16 protein-coding genes are annotated in these 18,711 nt (G+C 64.2%); 11 read left to right on the top strand and 5 right to left on the bottom strand.

Annotated features, from left to right (window positions below; genetic code table 11):
* The first annotated feature begins 327 nt into the window (after window positions 1-327).
* From FAZ97_RS08210 to FAZ97_RS08190, 5 genes are all read left to right on the top strand, one after another.
* Entirely contained in the window at window positions 328-3,192 is a 2,865-nt protein-coding gene (locus tag FAZ97_RS08210; protein ID WP_158757997.1) for a 2-oxoglutarate dehydrogenase E1 component, read from the top strand.
* A gap of 108 nt (window positions 3,193-3,300) precedes the next feature.
* Window positions 3,301-4,575 carry a 2-oxoglutarate dehydrogenase complex dihydrolipoyllysine-residue succinyltransferase gene (gene odhB, locus FAZ97_RS08205; protein ID WP_158757996.1) on the top strand — a complete coding sequence of 425 codons (1,275 nt, stop codon included), beginning with the start codon at window positions 3,301-3,303 and terminating at the stop codon, window positions 4,573-4,575.
* Window positions 4,576-4,700: 125 nt separating this feature from the next.
* On the top strand, window positions 4,701-6,131 hold the full coding sequence (lpdA, locus tag FAZ97_RS08200) for a dihydrolipoyl dehydrogenase (protein ID WP_158757995.1): 1,431 nt from the start codon (window positions 4,701-4,703) through the stop codon (window positions 6,129-6,131).
* Between the two features lie 119 nt (window positions 6,132-6,250).
* Window positions 6,251-7,348, top strand: a complete 1,098-nt coding sequence (zapE, locus tag FAZ97_RS08195) for a cell division protein ZapE (protein WP_158757994.1) — start codon at window positions 6,251-6,253, stop codon at window positions 7,346-7,348.
* Window positions 7,349-7,526: 178 nt separating this feature from the next.
* Window positions 7,527-7,943 (top strand): transposase, encoded by a 417-nt coding sequence (locus FAZ97_RS08190; RefSeq protein ID WP_158757993.1) that lies wholly within the window; start codon window positions 7,527-7,529, stop codon window positions 7,941-7,943.
* Window positions 7,944-8,087: 144 nt separating this feature from the next.
* Here FAZ97_RS08190 and FAZ97_RS08185 read toward each other — a convergent pair whose 3' ends face one another.
* Complete coding sequence (locus FAZ97_RS08185; protein ID WP_158757992.1) at window positions 8,088-8,552, bottom strand: DUF2147 domain-containing protein; 465 nt, start codon at window positions 8,550-8,552, stop codon at window positions 8,088-8,090.
* 426 nt (window positions 8,553-8,978) lie between these two features.
* On the opposite strand from FAZ97_RS08185, the gene FAZ97_RS08180 reads away from it, so the two are divergent.
* The gene (locus FAZ97_RS08180) at window positions 8,979-9,722 is read left to right on the top strand and encodes a DUF2968 domain-containing protein (RefSeq protein ID WP_158757991.1); all 744 of its coding nucleotides are present in this window, start codon (window positions 8,979-8,981) and stop codon (window positions 9,720-9,722) included.
* 130 nt (window positions 9,723-9,852) lie between these two features.
* Here the strand turns inward: FAZ97_RS08180 and FAZ97_RS08175 are convergent, their stop codons facing one another.
* Together FAZ97_RS08175 and hfq are read right to left on the bottom strand one after the other, a co-directional pair.
* Window positions 9,853-10,041: a hypothetical protein gene (locus tag FAZ97_RS08175; protein ID WP_158757990.1), complete on the bottom strand. Its 189-nt coding sequence runs from the start codon at window positions 10,039-10,041 to the stop codon at window positions 9,853-9,855.
* 238 nt (window positions 10,042-10,279) lie between these two features.
* Window positions 10,280-10,771 carry an RNA chaperone Hfq gene (gene hfq, locus FAZ97_RS08170; RefSeq protein WP_158757989.1) on the bottom strand — a complete coding sequence of 164 codons (492 nt, stop codon included), beginning with the start codon at window positions 10,769-10,771 and terminating at the stop codon, window positions 10,280-10,282.
* 618 nt (window positions 10,772-11,389) lie between these two features.
* Here hfq and FAZ97_RS08165 point away from each other — a divergent pair.
* The 5 genes from FAZ97_RS08165 (at window position 11,390) to FAZ97_RS08145 (ending at window position 15,120) form a co-directional block, all read left to right on the top strand.
* A complete protein-coding gene (locus FAZ97_RS08165) occupies window positions 11,390-11,536 on the top strand; it encodes a hypothetical protein (protein ID WP_158757988.1) in 147 nt (48 codons plus the stop codon).
* A 69-nt stretch (window positions 11,537-11,605) separates the two neighbouring features.
* Entirely contained in the window at window positions 11,606-12,112 is a 507-nt protein-coding gene (locus FAZ97_RS08160; RefSeq protein ID WP_158759094.1) for an RNA polymerase sigma factor, read from the top strand.
* Complete coding sequence (locus FAZ97_RS08155; protein WP_158757987.1) at window positions 12,109-13,008, top strand: anti-sigma factor family protein; 900 nt, start codon at window positions 12,109-12,111, stop codon at window positions 13,006-13,008. Before FAZ97_RS08160 ends, FAZ97_RS08155 begins: the two co-directional genes overlap by 4 nt.
* A gap of 81 nt (window positions 13,009-13,089) precedes the next feature.
* Window positions 13,090-14,679 (top strand): FAD-binding oxidoreductase, encoded by a 1,590-nt coding sequence (locus FAZ97_RS08150; protein ID WP_158757986.1) that lies wholly within the window; start codon window positions 13,090-13,092, stop codon window positions 14,677-14,679.
* A 54-nt stretch (window positions 14,680-14,733) separates the two neighbouring features.
* Complete coding sequence (locus FAZ97_RS08145) at window positions 14,734-15,120, top strand: hypothetical protein (protein WP_158757985.1); 387 nt, start codon at window positions 14,734-14,736, stop codon at window positions 15,118-15,120.
* Between the two features lie 28 nt (window positions 15,121-15,148).
* Here the strand turns inward: FAZ97_RS08145 and FAZ97_RS08140 are convergent, their stop codons facing one another.
* Both FAZ97_RS08140 and FAZ97_RS08135 read right to left on the bottom strand, forming a co-directional pair.
* On the bottom strand, window positions 15,149-16,960 hold the full coding sequence (locus FAZ97_RS08140) for an AMP-binding protein (RefSeq protein ID WP_158757984.1): 1,812 nt from the start codon (window positions 16,958-16,960) through the stop codon (window positions 15,149-15,151).
* A gap of 207 nt (window positions 16,961-17,167) precedes the next feature.
* On the bottom strand, window positions 17,168-18,385 hold the full coding sequence (locus FAZ97_RS08135) for an MFS transporter (RefSeq protein ID WP_158757983.1): 1,218 nt from the start codon (window positions 18,383-18,385) through the stop codon (window positions 17,168-17,170).
* Window positions 18,386-18,711 lie beyond the last annotated feature (326 nt).

Genomic DNA, 18,711 nt, shown 5'->3' with positions numbered 1-18,711 from the left:
TGCTTTTTTGCCGCACTGCAATGCAAACAGACTCACAGAAAAGCCGCCGCTTGATGGGCGGCTTTTTTGCGTCTGGCGGGGATTGCATTGCGCTGCGGGAAGAGAGCATTGCGAATGCCGCAAAGGCCCATATAAAAAGGGTTCCCGCGTGGTGTTCGGTCGCATTGCATCCTGTGGCGAGATGCGCATATGCGCTATACTCCGCGGATGCATGATTTAGGTCCTTCCAAGCAGACTTGATTCGCAATCCGCTAAACGGTCAGGCCGTGGCGCGGAAGGTTGAGTAACCCGCTATTTCTCGAGAAACTCGAAGAAAGGTGAGCGTAAATGTCGGAAACGATGAAGCAATTCCAGCTGAACTCCTATCTGTTCGGCGGCAATGCTCCGTATGTCGAAGAGCTATACGAAGCATATCTTGACAACCCTGCGTCCGTTCCGGACACCTGGCGTGAATACTTCGACGCACTGCAAAACGTGCCGTCGTCGAGTGGCACGGCCGACAACGACATCGCCCACGGGCCGATCGTCGAGTCGTTCGCGCAGCGCGCAAAAGCCAATGCATTCGTCCCCAAGGGTGGCGGCGAAGACCTCGCAACGGCTCGCAAGCAAGTCTACGTTCAGTCCCTCATCGGCGCATATCGCTTCCTGGGCTCGCAATGGGCCAACCTGGATCCGCTGAAGCGCCGCGAGCGTCCGCCTATCCCCGAGCTCGAACCTGCGTTCTACGACTTCACCGAAGCCGACATGGACCAGACGTTCAGCGCCACGAACCTGTATTTCGGTTTCGAGCGTGCGTCGCTGCGCGAGATCGTCAAGGCATTGCGCGACACGTACTGCGGCACGATCGGCGCCGAGTACATGTACATCAGCGATCCTGAACAAAAGCGCTGGTGGAAGGAACGCCTCGAGTCGATCCGCTCGACGCCGAACTTCACGAACGACAAGAAGAAGCACATTCTGCAGCGCCTGACGGCCGCCGAAGGCCTCGAGCGCTTCCTGCACACCAAGTACGTCGGCCAGAAGCGCTTCTCGCTCGAAGGCGGCGAGTCCTTCATCGCCGCGATGGACGAAGTCGTCCGCCACGCTGGCGCGAAGGGCGTGCAGGAAATCGTCATCGGCATGGCCCACCGTGGTCGTCTGAACGTGCTGGTCAATACGCTCGGCAAGATGCCGGCTGACCTCTTTGCCGAATTCGAAGGCAAGCACGTCGACGACCTGCCGGCAGGCGACGTGAAGTACCACAAGGGCTTCTCGTCGGACGTCTCGACCGAAGGCGGTCCGGTCCACCTGTCGCTCGCGTTCAACCCGTCGCACCTTGAAATCGTCAACCCGGTGGTCGAAGGCTCGGCGAAGGCCCGTATGGATCGTCGCGGCGACGCGGACGGCTTGCAGGTGCTGCCGGTGCAGATCCACGGCGACGCGGCCTTCGCAGGCCAGGGCGTCGTGATGGAAACGCTGAACCTCGCGCAAACGCGCGGTTACGGCACGCACGGCACGCTGCACATCGTCATCAACAACCAGATCGGCTTCACGACGTCGGACCCGCGCGATGCGCGCTCGACGCTCTACTGTACCGATGTGGTCAAGATGATCGAAGCGCCGGTGCTGCATGTGAACGGCGACGATCCGGAAGCGGTCGTGCTGGCTATCCAGCTCGCGGTCGAATTCCGCATGCAGTACCACAAGGATGTTGTGGTCGACATCATCTGCTTCCGCAAGCTGGGTCACAACGAGCAGGACACGCCGGCGGTCACGCAGCCGCTGATGTACAAGACGATCGCGAAGCACCCGGGCACCCGTGCGCTCTACGCCGAGAAGCTCGTGCAGCAGGGCGTCATCACGGCGGAAGACGGCGACAACTACGTCAAGGCCTACCGCGCCGCGATGGACGAAGGCCACCATACGATCGACCCCGTGCTCTCGAACTACAAGAGCAAGTACGCGGTGGACTGGGTGCCGTTCCTGAACCGCAAGTGGACCGACGCCGCCGATACGGCCGTGCCGCTCGCCGAACTCAAGCGTCTGGCCGAGCGCATCACCACGATCCCCGAGAACTTCAAGGTTCACCCGCTGGTCGAGCGCGTCATTAACGACCGCCGCGCGATGGGCAAGGGCGAAGCGAAGCTCGACTGGGGCATGGGCGAGCACCTCGCGTTCGCGTCGCTGGTCGCTTCGGGCTACGCCGTTCGACTGACGGGACAGGACTCGGGCCGCGGCACGTTCACGCACCGCCACGCCGTTCTGCACGATCAGAACCGCGAACGCTGGGACGACGGCACGTACGTGCCGCTGCAGAACATCGGCGAAAACCAGGCGCAGTTCACGGTGATCGACTCGGTCCTGTCCGAAGAAGCCGTGCTCGGCTTCGAATACGGCTACTCGACGGCTGAACCGAACACGCTCGTCGCGTGGGAAGGCCAGTTCGGCGACTTCGTCAACGGTGCGCAGGTCGTGATCGACCAGTTCATCTCGTCGGGCGAAGTGAAGTGGGGCCGCGTTTCGGGTCTCACGATGCTGCTGCCGCACGGCTACGAAGGCCAGGGTCCGGAGCACTCGTCGGCACGTATCGAGCGTTTCCTGCAGCTGTGCGCCGAGCACAACATGCAGGTCGTTCAGCCGACCACGCCGGCTCAGATCTTCCACGTGCTGCGCCGCCAGATGATCCGCCTGTTCCGCAAGCCGCTCATCATCTTCACGCCGAAGTCGCTGCTGCGTCACAAGGAAGCCGTGTCGGATCTGTCGGAACTCGCGAAGGGCACGTTCCAGCCGGTCATCGGCGAAGTGGACGAAGCCATCGACGCGAAGAAGGTCAAGCGCGTGGTGGCCTGCTCGGGCCGCGTGTACTTCGACCTCGTCGCGCACCGCCGCGAAGCGAAGGCGAACGACGTCGCGATCATCCGTATCGAACAGCTCTATCCGTTCGCGCACAAGCAGTTCGAAGCGGAGCTGAAGAAGTACGACAACGCGACCGAAGTGGTCTGGGTGCAGGACGAGCCGCAGAATCAAGGCCCGTGGTTCTACATCGAGCACCACCTGAAGGAAGGCATGAAGGAAGGCATGAAGCTCGCGTACAGCGGCCGTCCTGCTTCCGCATCGCCGGCGGTTGGCTACTACGCGAAGCACTACGAGCAGCAGAAGACGCTGATCGAAGGCGCATTCGGCCGCCTGAAGGGCGCGCAGGTCGCGAAGTAAGCACAGAGAGCAAATCGAACCGGGAAGGCGTGCGTTCAACGATGCGCGCTTTCCCGCGCTCACGTGCGCGACCCGGTTCGTACCCAGATACGTATTCAGGAAAATCACATGGCTATCGTAGAAGTCAAGGTCCCGCAGTTTTCGGAGTCGGTGTCGGAAGGCACGATGCTGCAGTGGAAGAAGAAGCCGGGCGAAGCAATTGCCCAGGACGAAGTCGTCATCGAGATCGAAACCGATAAGGTCGTGCTCGAAGTGCCCGCGCCGGCTGCCGGCGTGCTGGCCGAGATCCTCGTTGGCGACGGCGCGACCGTCGAAAGCGAACAAGTGATCGCGAAGATCGACACGGAAGGCAAGGCTGGCGCCGCTGCGGCTCCCGCAGCCGCCGCCGCTCCGGCTGCTGCCGCTGCTCCCGCAGCTGCACCGGCTGCTGCTGTCGCCGCATCGACGGCCAGCAGCACCGTCGCATCGCCCGCAGCGTCGAAGCTGATGGCGGAGAAGGGTCTGTCGGGCGGCGACGTCGCCGGCACGGGCCGTGACGGCCGCATCACGAAGCAGGACGTGCTCGGCGCAGGCGCACCGAAGGCCGCTCCGGCTGCTGCACCGGCTGCCAAGTCCGCTGCTGCCGCCAAGCCGTCGCTGCCGCAAGTCAGCGCACCGGCATCGGCTGCGAACTGGCTCAACGACCGTCCGGAACAGCGCGTGCCGATGTCGCGTCTGCGTGCGCGTATCGCCGAGCGTCTGCTCGAGTCGCAGCAAACCAACGCCATCCTCACGACGTTCAACGAAGTGAACATGGCGCCGGTCATGGACCTGCGCAACAAGTACAAGGACAAGTTCGAGAAGGAACATGGCGTGAAGCTCGGCTTCATGTCGTTCTTCGTGAAGGCTGCCGTTCACGCCCTCAAGAAGTTCCCGCTCGTCAACGCGTCGATCGACGGCAACGACATCGTCTACCACGGCTACTTCGACATCGGTATCGCAGTCGGTTCGCCGCGCGGTCTGGTGGTGCCCATCCTGCGCAATGCAGATCAGATGAGCCTCGCCGACATCGAAAAGAAGATCGCCGAATTCGGCCAGAAGGCCAAGGACGGCAAGCTGTCGATCGAAGAAATGACGGGTGGTACGTTCTCGATCTCGAACGGCGGCGTGTTCGGCTCGATGCTGTCGACCCCGATCATCAACCCGCCGCAGTCGGCGATCCTCGGCGTGCACGCCACGAAGGAACGCGCTGTGGTGGAGAACGGCCAGATCGTGATCCGCCCGATGAACTACCTCGCGATGTCGTACGACCACCGCATCATCGACGGCCGCGAAGCCGTCCTGTCGCTGGTCGCGATGAAGGACGCGCTGGAAGATCCGGCTCGTCTGCTGCTCGACCTGTAATTCGCGTTGTAGCGCGAGCCAGGGCTCACGTCCTGCTCGCGCAACCAGTCTCACACTGAGCGTTTCGCGCGCGGTTTCCGGAAACCGGACACCGCGCGTGGCGCTCACGTCTCGAAAGGATGACCATGTCCAAAGAATTTGACGTCGTCGTGATCGGCGCCGGCCCCGGCGGCTATATCGCGGCGATCCGCGCCGCACAGCTCGGCAAGTCGGTTGCCTGTATCGAAAAATGGAAGAACCCGGCCGGCACGCTGAAGCTCGGCGGCACCTGCCTGAACGTCGGCTGCATTCCGTCGAAGGCGCTGCTCGCCTCGTCGGAGGAGTTCGAGAACGCCCAGCATCACCTCGCTGACCACGGCATCAACGTGAGCGACGTGAACATCGACGTTTCGAAGATGCTCGCCCGCAAGGAAGGCATCGTCGAGAAGATGACGAAGGGTATCGAGTTCCTGTTCCGCAAGAACAAGATCACGTGGCTCAAGGGCCACGGCAAGTTCACCGGCAAGACCGACGCCGGCGTGCAGATCGAAGTGAGCGGCGAAGGCGAAACCGAAGTCGTCACGGCGAAGAACGTGATCATCGCGACGGGCTCGAAGGCGCGTCATCTGCCGGGCATCCCGGTCGACAACAAGATCGTCGCCGACAACGAAGGCGCGCTCTCGTTCGACACCGTGCCGAAGAAGCTGGCCGTGATCGGCGCCGGCGTGATCGGTCTGGAGCTGGGCTCGGTGTGGCGTCGTCTCGGCGCGGAAGTGACCGTGCTCGAAGCGCTGCCGGAATTCCTCGGCGCCGCTGACGTGGCGCTCTCGAAGGAAGCCGCCAAGCTCTTCAAGAAGCAGGGTCTCGACATTCACGTCGGCGTGAAGGTCGGCGAAGTGAAGGCGACGGACAAGAACGTCACGATCAACTACACAGACAAGGACGGCAACGCGCAAGTGCTCGAAGCCGACCGCCTGATCGTGTCGGTTGGCCGCGTGCCGAACACCGACAACCTCGGTCTCGAAGCAATCGGCCTGAAGGCCAACGAGCGCGGCTTCATCGACGTGGACAATCACTGCGCGACGAGCGTGCCGAACGTCTATGCGATCGGCGACGTGGTCCGTGGCCCGATGCTCGCGCACAAGGCCGAAGACGAAGGCGTGCTGGTGGCCGAGATCATCGACGGCCAGAAGCCGCACATCGACTACAACTGCATTCCGTGGGTGATCTACACCGAACCGGAAATCGCATGGGTCGGCAAGACGGAGCAGCAGCTGAAGGCCGAAGGCCGCGAGATCAAGACGGGCCAGTTCCCGTTCATGGCGAACGGCCGCGCGCTTGGCATCAACAAGTCGGACGGTTTCGTGAAGATGATCGCCGACGCCAAGACCGACGAGCTGCTCGGCGTGCACATCATCTCGGCCAACGCGTCGGATCTGATCGCGGAAGCCGTGGTGGCGATGGAGTTCAAGGCTGCCGCCGAAGACATCGGCCGCATCTGCCATCCGCACCCGTCGTTGTCTGAAGTCATGCGCGAAGCTGCACTCGCGACTGACAAGCGCGCGCTCAACATGTAAGCGCGCAAGGGGCAGGGCGGCCTGGATTGGCTGGCCGCTCTGCCTCGCAGTTACCAGCATCACGTACGGAGGCGGGTGGGCTTTTGCCCTCCCGCCTTTCCTCATTTGCGGCCCACAAAATGAACGTCACCGAATACTACGAAAACGAACTGCAGAAGCGGGGATACAAGCCCGATACGGCGCAACGCGTCGCGATCGACCGGCTGCAGCGGTGCTACGACGAGTGGGTGGCATACAAGTCGCGACGGTCGAACGCGCTCAAGAAGTTTCTGATTCACCCCGATCTGCCACGCGGCGTGTACATGTGGGGCGGTGTAGGGCGCGGCAAGAGCTTCTTGATGGACAGCTTCTACGCGGTGGTGCCACTGCAGCGCAAGACGCGTCTGCATTTTCACGAATTCATGCGCGAGGTGCACCGCGAGCTCGAAGAGCTCAAGGGCCAGGCCGATCCGCTCGACGAACTCGCGCGCCGCATTGCGAAGCGTTATCGCCTGATCTGCTTCGACGAATTCCACGTCTCGGACATTGCCGACGCGATGATCCTCTATCGTCTGCTCGACCGTCTCTTCGAGAACGGCGTGCAGTTCGTGATGACGTCCAACTACGATCCCGATCTGCTCTATCCCGATGGCCTGCATCGCGACCGCATGCTGCCCGCGATCGAGCTGATCAAAAGCAAGCTCGACGTGCTCAACGTCGATGCGGGCGTCGACTATCGTCAGCGCACGCTCGCGCAGGTCGAGGTTTATCACACGCCGCTCGGCGCGGCCGCCGACAAGGCGTTGCGCCACTCGTTCGCGGAGCTTGCCGCCGTGCCCGACGAAAGCCCGCTGCTGCGCATCGAGAAGCGCGAGCTCAAGGCGCTGCGCAAGGCCGACGGCGTGGTGTGGTTCGACTTCGCGACGCTGTGCGGCGGTCCGCGTTCGCAGAACGATTATCTGGAGCTGGCGAGCCGCTTTCACGCCGTGATCCTCTCCGACGTGCCGCAGATGACGCCGCGCATGCAGTCCGAAGCGCGCCGTTTCACGTGGCTCATCGACGTGTTCTACGACCACAAGGTCAAGCTGCTGATGTCGGCTGCGGTGCCGCCCGAAGAACTCTACGTGGAAGGCCCGATGGCCAACGAGTTCACGCGCACGGTGTCGCGTATCGTCGAAATGCAGTCGAAGGAATATCTCGAAACGCCGCGCCGCATTGTCGATACGGCCCTGACCTGACGACGCTGCGCCCGCACCGCGCGTGCGGCCTGTATATGCATTCGCGACGACACGCTGGCCTCAAGTCAGTCTCGAAATAGCGCTGCGGCACCTTTTTCAAGATTCGGACTCGTCTGATATGGGCGTCGGGGGCGAGTGGATATCGTTTGTCAGTACAGCTTCTGACAAAGGACTCTCCATGACCCCGCATCGCGATATTACCGACGAAGAATGGCAGCGCGTGATGCTGCTCCTGCCCGAACTGCGCCCGCGCACCGAGATGCGCGGCCGGCCGCTCGCCAATACGCGCTCGGTGCTCAACGGCGTGCTGTGGGTCATGTATAGCGGTGCAACCTGGTCGGCCATGCCGCGCCGCTACCCTTCGTATCAAACCTGCCATCGCCGCTTCAAGACGTGGCACGACAATGGTGCGCTCAAGTGTGTGATGGGCGAATTGTTTGGCGAAGAGGGCGTGGCGTTGTGCGACACCATCGAAGCGCGCATGCGCAAGCACGCGAGCCGCGCAGAAAAAGCGGCGCGCAGGCAGGAAGCGGCACGCAACACGCCGCGCCATTCGCCGTTCGTACCGGTGGCACCCGCAGCCGCGCCATCGTAGCCATTCAACTACTCGGTGTATCGTCACACGGCCTAACGCCGGCGCTCATGAAGTCCGGCCGAAGCGGCGCATACGCCCACTTCGGCCGGTTTCGTCCCTCAGGTTCCCTTGCCGGTCTGCGCGCCAGTCCTCAGCTCAATCCGCTCACTGCTGGCGCACCCAGGTCTGCGAGCGGCCAAGCAGCGAAATGCCCAAATAGCCACGCACGACGAGTTTCTGGCCACCGTCTTCCGTATGCATCTTGCAGCGGTAGATCTTGCCGTTCTCGGGGTCGAGAATGTGGCCGCCGTCATAGCCCTCGTCGGTTTTTTTCATGCTGTCGATGATCGTCATGCCGAGGATCAGCTGATCCTTGCGTGAGTCGGTGCAGGCCGTGCAGCGCCGGTCGGGCTGGTCATTTGCGCTGAGTCCCTTGATGACCTTGCCGCTCAAGTCGCCGTTGGCGTCGGCGCTGATCTGCACGAGCGCCTTCGGCTGGCCGGTGTGATCGTCGATGGTTTGCCAGACGCCGACTGGCGTGTCCGACTGCGCGTGCGCGGAGAGCGCGCCGCACAGCAGGGCGCTCGCCAGCGCGATACCGCGCGCCGCGCGTCCCATGAATCGGTCCATGTCTTCCTCCACTGATGTTGTTTGTCGTGTCGATGCTGCCCGTGCAGCGCGACGGGTGCGCCACAAGGGTGTGGGCAGAATACTGGAAAGGACCGCCCGCGTTTGAGAGAAGGCACTCTAGTTTGCCCGGGCACGGCGCGCGGCACCCGGTTGGCAACCGGCCCTCAGCGAAAGCCGCCGTTTGCGACGGGGAGCCATCGCCGATCTTCCACGAGACCTGTTCGAACGCGCTTTCTCCGCTGCGCGGCGCTGGAGCAAAACGTCGGGCGGCGCAAGGACACCGCGCAATTCTTCAGAATTTTTTGGAAAGTGTTGTGGGAAAAGATACGTAATCGGCAAATTTTCTACGAGCGACCCGAAACGCGTGAAAGTGAGTAATAATTGTGCCGATTTGTAAAAATTAGAACTGTTCAAAGCAGGTACTACATGGACTACAAGTGGAGAGTTCGTCGCACCGCCTTGGCGGTGCTGGTGTTAGTCGGGGGAATCGGTACGGGCTGCGCACAGACGCCGCCTGACAATTCAGCAGCAGCGGCGCCCGTAGCACAGACCAGCGCCGTACCCGCAGTGCAGGACGACCAGGCAGCAACCGCTGCGTTGCCTATGGCAGCGAGCGCCGCGACCCAGCCGGGCGTACTTACGCCGGATGAAGCGAAGCAGAACGCCGCGGGCAACGTTGCCGAGCTGCAGCAGATGCTGCGAGGTTCGGAGCTCACCGAGCTGCGCACGACGTATAACGGCTCGTATGGCGCGAGCTTGCTGTTTTACGGCAAGGAAATGACGTACTACGTCACGCTGTTCCAGAACAAGACGTTCTGGCGCGTGATCAAGACGAGCGACGAGACGCGCGCTGAAGCGATCTACCGCGACTTCGCGATGAAGTCGGGGCAGCTCGCCGAAGTGGAAATCCGCCGCACGCGCCTCGAAGCGCAGAAGGCGTTCACGGACCGAATGATTGCGCTCACTCAGGACCACGCGAACCGGCTCCAGGCGGATCTGGCCATCGCGCGCGAACAGCAGGCGCTCGTTGCGGACCAGCAGAAGCAGGGCCGCGATCAGGCGAACGCATTGCAGGCGCAGAAGACGGCGGCCCAGGCGCAACTGCGCACGGTGCAGCGCCAGGTTCGCGAGTTGCAGCAACAGGTTGAAGGCGGTCTGCCGATCCGCTGATCAACCGTACGCGCTATGGCCAGGATGCCCGGTTGGCGGCTGCCCGCGCGAGACTGCGGATGCGACATGCAAAAGGCGGAGCGCCAATGGCGCTCCGCCTTTTTTCATGGTGCGATCGCGCAGGGCGCGCTCAGTGCTTGCTGTGACGATGTGTGTCGCGTCCCTTGTGGGATTCGTCTGCGGAATGGGGCTTGGGTTGAGAGCGCGTGGGCGCGGGGTCCACGGCGATCGGATCGCTCGCGGGGAAGGTTTCGTCGAGTGCCTCGTCGAGCGGGTCTTCCTGCGAGGGTTGCGGGGATTTCGGCTTGGATGCGCTCATGGCGGTCTCCCGGGCGATAGGGTGTCACGCTCAGAATAGCGCAAAGCCGACATCGTGATCGCGAGCCACGGCTGCCGGCCCCGGCTCCGGCCTTGGCCCTGGACGCAGCGCATCGATACGGCAGTGAGCTGAACGAAGCGCGCGCGCAAAAGAGCGGGCGCGCCGTGGCGCGCCCGTATTGTCCTGAAAATCGGCGTGACTGGCGTAGCGTGCAGCGAGTGCGCCAGCCCGCAGCGGCTTAGCTGTTGCCCGAGCCTTCGCCGCCGTTGCCGCCGTTGTTCACCGCGCCGTAAAGGCGGCGGCGGCGCGTGACGACGACCGGGCCGTCCTGGGACGTACGGTCGTTGCCGGGTGTGCCCGACGTGCCCGAGGGCGCGCCGGACGGCGCCGACCAGTTTTCGCGCGGCTCGCGCGGTTCTCGTTGTTCACGCGGACCATGGCCGCCATGGCTGCCGTGCGGGCCACGGCTCGTATGCTCGCCGTGCGAGCTGCGAGCCCCGCCCGGGCGCGGACCAGGACGGGTGCCGGTGTCGAGCTGGATGGTCGAAATGGCGCGTTTGTAGATGCCTTGCAGGCCGACGGGCGTGCGCAGCATCACCAGGTACTGATCGAACGACTCGATGCATCCGGTCAGGCGGATGCCGTTGACCAGATAGATTTCGACGCGCTTTCTTTCCTTACGCGCGGCGTTCATGAAGTCGTTTTGCGGGTGCGATTCTGCGGAAGGCATGGACTAGATTTGGCCAGGCGGCGCAATGCCGCAATCAGTTGGAAACGTTTGCTCGCCGCGATTCTACCTTGTGTCGGAGAAGCGCGCGTGCGGGGAATAAGCTTACTGCAGAACTATACCGGCTCGCGGCCGCAACCGCAGATTGACGAAAAATGCATCGCTGCGTCCCTTGTCGTCGGCCGTTGGGAAACGGGCGTCCGGATGACAGGTTTCGATGGGCAGCGACAGTGGTTTTCGAAAGAAAGGCTTGCCGGCGACATGTCGCGCGGGCTGTGAGACCCGTGACGTTTCGACGCGCATGCGCTCACCCTCACAGCGTAGTCCATGACGGCCGGCCATGCTCGACCGATTCCAGGCCGGTTTGCGTTTGGTGCGGCGGCGAATCACTCGCTTACACGAAGCATGTCGATCCGCCTGGACGATTCTCGCGGTGCGCGAGGGCTTCGTTCCGTGCGGCGGCGCACGCGGGGGCACTGTATTGGCACTTTATTGGCGTCGGGTCGGCGGTGAATCGAGCGCGCTACGGCGACGAAAAGCGAATTCTCTGTTTGGGCGGAATAAGCACGCCGGCTGCAACGTTTAACGCGATATCGACGATGGACCTCAACGGAGGGGATCATGAAGCGGTTTCGCAAGGTTTTCTCGTATCTCGTCTGGGCGGCGCTGGCGGGCGTCGCGGGTGCAGGGCTTGCTGCTTGCGGCGACATGAATCCGGGCGGGGCGTCGTCGACCAGTTCGGGCGGCTCGTCGGGCGGCGGCTACTGAGCGGCGTGCGGCGTGTTGCTTCAGCCGTCGCCGGAGTTCGAAGCGCAGGTCGTGGCGCAGCTCGCGCCGATGCGACGCTATGCGCGCGCCCTGACCGGCGACGCCGCGTGGGCTGACGACCTCGTGCAGGATGCCGCGGAGCGCGCACTCTCGCGCTGGACGTCGTTTCGCCCGCAAAGCAATCTGCGCGCGTGGCTGCTCACGATCCTGCGCCATCTCTACATCGACCAGTTGCGCGGTCGGCGCGAGATTGCAGTGGACGACGAAGCCGCGCCGTGGCGCACGCTCGAAGCGCCGCACGGCGAAGTGGATGGTCTCGTGCTGCGCGATCTGCAGCGGGCGCTCTATGCGCTGCCGACGGCGCAGCGCGAGGTGCTGCTGCTCGTGTGTGTCGAGGAGTTGAGCTACAGCGAGGCGTCGGCGGTGCTCGGGGTGCCGGCGGGCACGGTGATGTCGCGCCTCTCGCGCGCGCGAGAGCATTTGCGCGCGTTGCTCGACACGGGCCCGGTGCAGGATCCGGGCCGCGATTCGGCGCAACGCGCGGCGCCGCTCAGGGTGGTGGGGACGCTACGATGAATGACGACGATCTCGGCCACGGACGCGAAGGCGCGCCACCGGGTTCCCCTGACGGCGCCGCTGAAGAGGATCTTGCGATGCTGGGCGCTTTCGTCGACGGCGAACTGCCCGCGGGCGAGCGCGAAGCGCTGCAGGCGCACCTCGCGAACGATCCGCGCGCAGCGGCGCGAGTCGCGGCGTATCGCGCGCAGAAGGCTGCGCTGCAGGCGTTGTGCGAAGGCGCGCGCGCGCCGGGCGGCGGTGCTGCGCCCGGCGCCGCCCAACCAGAGGCCGCGCCAGCCGTGCTCGTGCTGCGCCCGCGCGTGCCGTGGTGGTGGCGCGCGGGCATCGCGGCGGCGTGGGTGGCAGTGGGTGCAGGGCTCGCGGTGACGGCCTCTGTGCTCGTGCCGCAGCTCGGGGGGCTGGCGCCAGAACAGGTCGCCGGCTCGGCGTCGGGGGCCGCGCGCAGCGAAACGCCCGAAGCGTTCGCGCGCCGCGCCGACATCGCCTATGCCGTCTATTCGCCGGAGCAGCGGCATCCCGTGGAAGTGGGCGCTGCCGACGAGGCGCATCTCGTCGCGTGGCTTTCGAAGCGCCTTGGCAAGCCGCTCTCGGTGCCGTCGCTCGCTGAGTACGGCTATACGCTCGTTGGCGGACGTCTCTTGCCCGGCAATACGGGGCCGGCTGCGCAGTTCATGTACGAGAACGATGCGGGCGAGCGCCTCACGCTCTATGTGGGCAGTTCGGCCGCGGAGCGAGACCCCGTGCGCCTCTTGCGCGACGGCAATCGCCGCACCTTCTACTGGAGCACCGAACGCACGGGCTATGCGCTCTCGGGTCCGCAGACCGAACCGAAATTGCACGAGATCGCGCTGGAGGTATGCGGCGCGCTGGGCGGCAAGCCCGGGCAGTGGTGACGCGTGTAAGGGAGGCGATGCGCGTGCGTGTCCCGCCTGATAACGGAGCGAAGCGATGAGCGACACCAGTGGAGCGGGCCGATGAGCGACACCGCGCCCACCTTGCCTCCCGGCATCGACGAGGCCCGTTTCGCGCGTGCGCTCGCCGCGTTCGAACGCATTGTCGGTGCGCCGAACGTCTGCCGTGAAGGCGCGTCGCTCGAGCCGTATTTCGACCCGTTCGTGCCGGTTGCCGATGCCCATGCCTTCGCACCATCGGCTGCGATCCTCCCCGCGAATGTCGAAGAGATCCGCGCGATCCTGCGCGTGGCGAACGAAACGCGCGTGCCGCTCTGGACCGTTTCCACGGGACGCAACTTCGCCTATGGCGGCGCCGCACCGCGCCTGGCAGGCTCGGTCGTGCTCGACCTGCAGCGCCTGAACCGCATTCTCGAGGTGGACGAGCGCCTCGCGTGGGCGCGCGTCGAGCCCGGCGTGAGCTACTTCGATCTGCATGCGCACTTGCGCGAGCAGCATCTGCGCCTGTGGGTCGATCCGCCCGCGGCGGGCTGGGGCAGCGTAGTCGGCAACACGCTCGAGCGCGGCTTTGGCACGACCGCCTACGGCGACCACGCCGCGTCGCAGTGCGGCATTGAGGTCGTGCTCGCCAACGGCGACGTTGTGCGCACCGGCATGGGCGCGATCGAAAACGGCACGGCGTGGCAACTTTACAGGCCGGGCTACGGGCCTTCGTTCGACGCGCTCTTCACGCAGTCGAACTACGGCGTCGTCACGAAGATGGGACTCTGGCTCATGCCGGCGCCGCAGGCGTTCGTGATCGGCGAGATTCAGTTTGCGCGCGAGGACGATCTCGGCGTGCTCGTCGATACGCTGCGCGCACTGCAACTTGGCGGCACGATACGCCAGCACGCCGCGATCGAAGGCGCGATCCGGCGAGCAGCCAGCCTCGCCCCGCGCTCACGCTGGTACGAAGGCGAGGGTGCAATGCCCGAGGCCGCGGTCGCCGCGATGCAGCGCGATCTGGGCGTGGGCCGCTGGAATTTGCACTACGCGCTTTATGGCGCGCCCGAGGTAATCGACATGGAACGGCGCATTGTCGAGCGTGCGTTCGCTGGCGTACCCGGCGTGCGTTTCTTTGCGCGGCGCTATGCCGAAGGCGAAGAACCGCAAGGCGGTGCTGACCGCAATCTCGCCGGCATTCCGGCGATGAGCGCGTTTCGCATGCTCGACTGGCGCGGCGGCGAGGGTGCGCACGTGGACTTCTCGCCGCTGTGTCCCGCCGACGGCCGCGACGCGCTGCGCCAGTACGCGCTCGTCAAGGCGCGCGCGGCGGAGTACGGTTTCGATTACTACGGCGGTTTCACCGCGGCGGGGCGCTATCTGCATCACGTGTTCGCGGCGATCTTTGCGCGCGAGCGCCGTGACGACGCGGCGCGCGCGGGCGATCTGCTACGCGCGCTGATGAGCGACGCCGGCGCGGCCGGCTACGGCGTATACCGCTCGCATCTGCTCTACATGGATTACGCCGCGGCGCAGTATGCGTTTAACGACGGCGCGCTGCTGCGCCTCGCGCAAACCGTGAAGGACGCGCTCGATCCGCAGGGCGTGCTCTCGCCGGGCAAACAGGGCGTGTGGCCCGCGGCCTGGCGTGCGCAACGCGGCTATACGTGAGCGATTCACGTCAGGACTGCGTAGCAAGCGGCAGGAAGGCGCACGGAGGACTCGATGGACAGGCGGGCTTTTCTCTGCGATGCGGGTGCCGTGGCGTTGGGTGCGGCATGGCAGACGCATGCGCTGCGGGTGGCATTGGGCGCACGCGCGCCTGGTGCGAGCGCGGCGTTGCATCTGGCTGATGGTGTGGTGTTCGACCCGGCGCTCGCGCGCGGCCGCGTGCTCGCGCAAAAAGCGGCGTACGCGGGATGCGTTGCGTGGGCTTTAGCCGATCATGGCGGCGCAATGACCGATGACGACATCGGTAACCTGTGGCACGCGCGCATTGCGCGGCGGCTCGAGCCGGGCGCGGCCTTGATCGGCGCATTGCGCCCGTCGGACCGCTTCGTGCTCGAGCGTCTCGCAAGCGCGCGCGGAGTGAAGTTTCGCAACGCTGATTAGCAAGCCTTAGCGTTCTTGCATCAACGTCTCATGCCTGCGGTTGCTTCGCGTTTTTCGCGATTTCCTCGTCGCGCAACTGGCGGCGCAGGATCTTGCCTATGGTCGATTGCGGCAGGGATTCGCGGAACTCCACAAGGCGCGGCACCTTGTAACCCGTGAGCTGCTGGCGGCAAAACTGGATCAGCGCGTCTTCGGTGAGGGTGGGGTCGCGCTTCACGACGAACACCTTCACGCGCTCGCCCTGCACCGGATCGGGCACGCCGATCGCCGCCACCTCGCGCACGCCGGGGTGCATCGCCAGCACGTCCTCGATCTCGTTCGGATACACATTGAATCCCGACACGAGAATCATGTCCTTCTTGCGATCGACGAGGCGGATATAGCCGCGCGCATCCATCACGCCGATGTCGCCGGTCGTGAGCCATCCATCGGCGAACACCTTCGCCGTTTCGTCCGGGCGATTCCAGTAGCCCCTCATCACTTGCGGGCCCTTCACACACAGTTCGCCAGCTTCGCCGATGCCGGCCCACGTGCCGTCGTCCTTGCGAAAGCGTACTTGCGTGGAAGGCGCGGGCAGGCCGATCGAGCCTTCCGGATGCGCCTCGCTCGCGTGCGCACGCTCGACATCGACGGGATTCATCGAAACGATCGGCGAGCATTCGGTGAGCCCATAGCCTTCCACGATTGACTTGCCCGTCACGGCCCGGAACCGGTCCGCGACGGCTTTCTGCATGGCCATGCCGCCCGCCATCGCGAGCTTGAGGCCCGAGAAGTCGCGCTGGCGGAACTGCGCGTTATCGAGCAGGGCGCTATAGAGCGTGTTGACCGCGCTGATGCAACTGAACGTCTCGTGCCGCAACACCTTCACGACGCGTTTCACGTCGCGCGGATTGGCGATCAGGATGTTGCGGCCGCCGAGCGCGAGGAAGATCAGCGCGTTGATCGTGAGCGAATAGATGTGATAAAGCGGCAACGGCGTGAGCACCGTCTCGGCCTTGGCGTCGAGCTGGTTGCCGACCCACGCCTTCGCCTGCTGCACGTTCGCGAGCACGTTGCCGTGCGTGAGCATCGCACCCTTCGCGACGCCCGTGGTGCCGCCCGTGTACTGGAGGAACGCGAGATCGTCGGCGCGGGTCGCCACCGGGGCGTGGGGCGCACGCGCGCCTTGTGCGAGTGCATCGAGAAGACGCACTGCCTGGGGCAGGTGGTAGGGCGGCACCATCTTCTTCACGTAGCGCAGCATGAGGTTGATGAAGCGGCCCTTGAGGTTCACGCCCTCGCCGAGCAAATCGCCAAGCGCCGTCACGACGATGCGCTGCACCTGCGTGCCGGGCAGCGCCGCTTCGAGCGTGGCCGCGAAATTCTCGAACACGACGATGGTCTGCGCGCCGCTGTCCTGCAATTGGTGCGCAAGCTCGCGCACGGTGTAGAGCGGGTTGACGTTGACGATCACGGCCCCCGCCTTGAGTGCCCCGAAGAGGGCGACCGGATACTGCAAGGTATTGGGCAGCATGATCGCGACGCGCTCGCCCGGCTGCACGCCTGCGCCTTGCAGCCAGGACGCGAACGCCGTGGCCTTGCGGGCAAGCGCGGCGTAGGTCATCGGCGAGCCCGCGCTCACGTAGGCGACGCGTTCGCCAAAGCGCGCTGTGCAGTCGTCGAAGAAGCGCGTGAGCGAGGCGTACTGGCTTGCGCCAATTTCGTGTGGGACGCCAGGAGGGTACGAGGCGTACCAGATGCCGTCGGTATTGGGTGGGGCCGGGGCCGCCCGAGGCGCGGCCGCTGCCTGTGCGCAAGCCGCCACGGGGCTTGCCGGATCGGGCTGGGGCGTTTCGCTCATGGTGGATCTCCGGGCGGTATGTCGACCGACCGCCAATGCGTGTTCGCTTTCATCATGCAACGCCACGCGCCGAGCGGCCAGGGGGTCTTACCCGGTGTGCGAGTGCGAACGTCCGGCAATCGTCTAAAACAGCAAAAAGGCCGTGCGGGCGAACCCGGCACGGCCTTTTATTGTGTTGCGGTGCGGCGTTACGGGGCCGCCCGCACGTCAGACGCCCGACACCTCTTTCGCGGTCTGCGTCATGTCGATGCCTCGACGTTCGCGGCTGAACGGGATCAGCACCGCAATCACGATGGCGACCGTGCCGGCGACGATCGCCATGGCCATCGAGTAGTCCTGGTTGTGCGTTTCGGCAAGCGACGCCTGCAGCGTGGCATTCACCGAAGCGAACAGATTACCGAGCTGATAGACGAGGCCGGGGAAGGTCGCACGCACTTCGTCAGGCGAAATCTCGTTGAGGTGCACCGGGATCACGCCCCAGGCGCCTTGCACCGAAATCTGCATGAGGAACGCGCCGAGCGCGAGCAGCACGGGGCCTTGCGAGAAGGCCCACAGCGGCAGCACAGGCAGCGCGATCAGCGCGGCGATGAAGATTGCCTTGCGGCGCCCGATCTTCTCGGAAACCTGCCCGAAGAAGAGACCGCCCACGATCGCGCCGATATTGAGCACGATGGTGATGATCGAAACCGTGTGCGGATCGAAGTGATGCTGTTCGCGCAGGAAGGTCGGATACAGATCCTGCGTGCCGTGCGAGAAGAAGTTGAACGCCGTCATCAGGACGATGGCGTAGAGCGAAAGCTTCCAGTTGTGCTTGAGCGTGCTGATGAGGCTCGGACGCGCGCGCTTTTCCATCTCCTTGAAGGCCGGCGACTCGGGCACGTGCATACGCACATAGACCACGAGCAGCGCAGGCAGCACGCCGACGAAGAACATGCCGCGCCAGCCGATGTGCTGATACAGGACGCCGAACACGATCGAGGCGAGCAGATAGCCGCTCGGATAACCCGCCTGCAGCAGACCGGAAACGATGCCGCGCGACTTGGGCGGAATGGTTTCCATGGTGAGCGCGGAACCGACGCCCCATTCGCCGCCCATCGCGACGCCAAAGAGCGCGCGCAGGACAATGAATGTGGTGAGGTTGGGCGAGAAGCCCGTGAGCAGTTCGAGCAGGGAATAGCACGCGATGTTGATCATCAGCGTGGGACGGCGGCCGTATTTATCGGCGAGTCGGCCGAATATCAGCGCGCCGAGCGGGCGCATGGCCAGTGTCAGCGTAATGGCAAAAGCCACTGCCGGGATTTTGGTGTTGAATTCGGTGGCGATGTCTTTCAGAACGAAAACCATCAGAAAGAAATCGAATGCATCGAGCGTCCATCCGAGGTACGCCGCGATCGTGACGTTCTTCTGTTCACGCGTCCAGCTCATGTTGATTCTTCTCCTGTGAAACCAGGGCAATGCCATGTCTCCTGAAGATCGCAATTCGCGCTTTAGCGCTTACCGCGATCTCATGCACGTGCCGGCATTGCGTTGTGTGGCTTAGTTGTCTCGCTTGGAACGGCCCCCCCGTAACGGGCCGCGCGCGAGCAGTGTACGCCCGGCGTTAAACATTTGCATGCTTCTTGACTGTAACCCGTAGTAATCCCTGGGAAGATCGGCTATTGGCGAAAGCTTTTTGTTTTATTCGTAATTTAAATGTAATTAAAATGCAGGCAATGAAATGCGCGAGTGCGTAATTGGATGTCGAAACAAAA

Origin of the sequence: Paraburkholderia acidiphila (assembly GCF_009789655.1) — a bacterium.
In the GTDB taxonomy this organism is placed as follows: domain Bacteria; phylum Pseudomonadota; class Gammaproteobacteria; order Burkholderiales; family Burkholderiaceae; genus Paraburkholderia; species Paraburkholderia acidiphila.
Note: the sequence above shows the minus strand (reverse complement) of the source record. Positions and strands in the feature narration are given on the sequence as shown.

What these genes read in the sequence shown, in the direction of transcription:
- FAZ97_RS08190 (WP_158757993.1), top strand. Translation starts at nt 7,527, where the DNA reads ATGACCCCGCATCGCGATATTACCGACGAAGAATGGCAGCGCGTGATG.
- FAZ97_RS08175 (WP_158757990.1), bottom strand. Translation starts at nt 10,041, where the DNA reads ATGAGCGCATCCAAGCCGAAATCCCCGCAACCCTCGCAGGAAGACCCG.
- hfq (WP_158757989.1), bottom strand. Translation starts at nt 10,771, where the DNA reads ATGCCTTCCGCAGAATCGCACCCGCAAAACGACTTCATGAACGCCGCG.
- FAZ97_RS08155 (WP_158757987.1), top strand. Translation starts at nt 12,109, where the DNA reads ATGAATGACGACGATCTCGGCCACGGACGCGAAGGCGCGCCACCGGGT.
- FAZ97_RS08180 (WP_158757991.1), top strand. Translation starts at nt 8,979, where the DNA reads ATGGACTACAAGTGGAGAGTTCGTCGCACCGCCTTGGCGGTGCTGGTG.
- zapE (WP_158757994.1), top strand. Translation starts at nt 6,251, where the DNA reads ATGAACGTCACCGAATACTACGAAAACGAACTGCAGAAGCGGGGATAC.
- FAZ97_RS08185 (WP_158757992.1), bottom strand. Translation starts at nt 8,552, where the DNA reads ATGGACCGATTCATGGGACGCGCGGCGCGCGGTATCGCGCTGGCGAGC.
- FAZ97_RS08145 (WP_158757985.1), top strand. Translation starts at nt 14,734, where the DNA reads ATGGACAGGCGGGCTTTTCTCTGCGATGCGGGTGCCGTGGCGTTGGGT.
- FAZ97_RS08135 (WP_158757983.1), bottom strand. Translation starts at nt 18,385, where the DNA reads ATGAGCTGGACGCGTGAACAGAAGAACGTCACGATCGCGGCGTACCTC.
- FAZ97_RS08150 (WP_158757986.1), top strand. Translation starts at nt 13,090, where the DNA reads ATGAGCGACACCGCGCCCACCTTGCCTCCCGGCATCGACGAGGCCCGT.
- FAZ97_RS08140 (WP_158757984.1), bottom strand. Translation starts at nt 16,960, where the DNA reads ATGAGCGAAACGCCCCAGCCCGATCCGGCAAGCCCCGTGGCGGCTTGC.
- lpdA (WP_158757995.1), top strand. Translation starts at nt 4,701, where the DNA reads ATGTCCAAAGAATTTGACGTCGTCGTGATCGGCGCCGGCCCCGGCGGC.
- FAZ97_RS08165 (WP_158757988.1), top strand. Translation starts at nt 11,390, where the DNA reads ATGAAGCGGTTTCGCAAGGTTTTCTCGTATCTCGTCTGGGCGGCGCTG.
- FAZ97_RS08210 (WP_158757997.1), top strand. Translation starts at nt 328, where the DNA reads ATGTCGGAAACGATGAAGCAATTCCAGCTGAACTCCTATCTGTTCGGC.
- FAZ97_RS08160 (WP_158759094.1), top strand. Translation starts at nt 11,606, where the DNA reads ATGCGACGCTATGCGCGCGCCCTGACCGGCGACGCCGCGTGGGCTGAC.
- odhB (WP_158757996.1), top strand. Translation starts at nt 3,301, where the DNA reads ATGGCTATCGTAGAAGTCAAGGTCCCGCAGTTTTCGGAGTCGGTGTCG.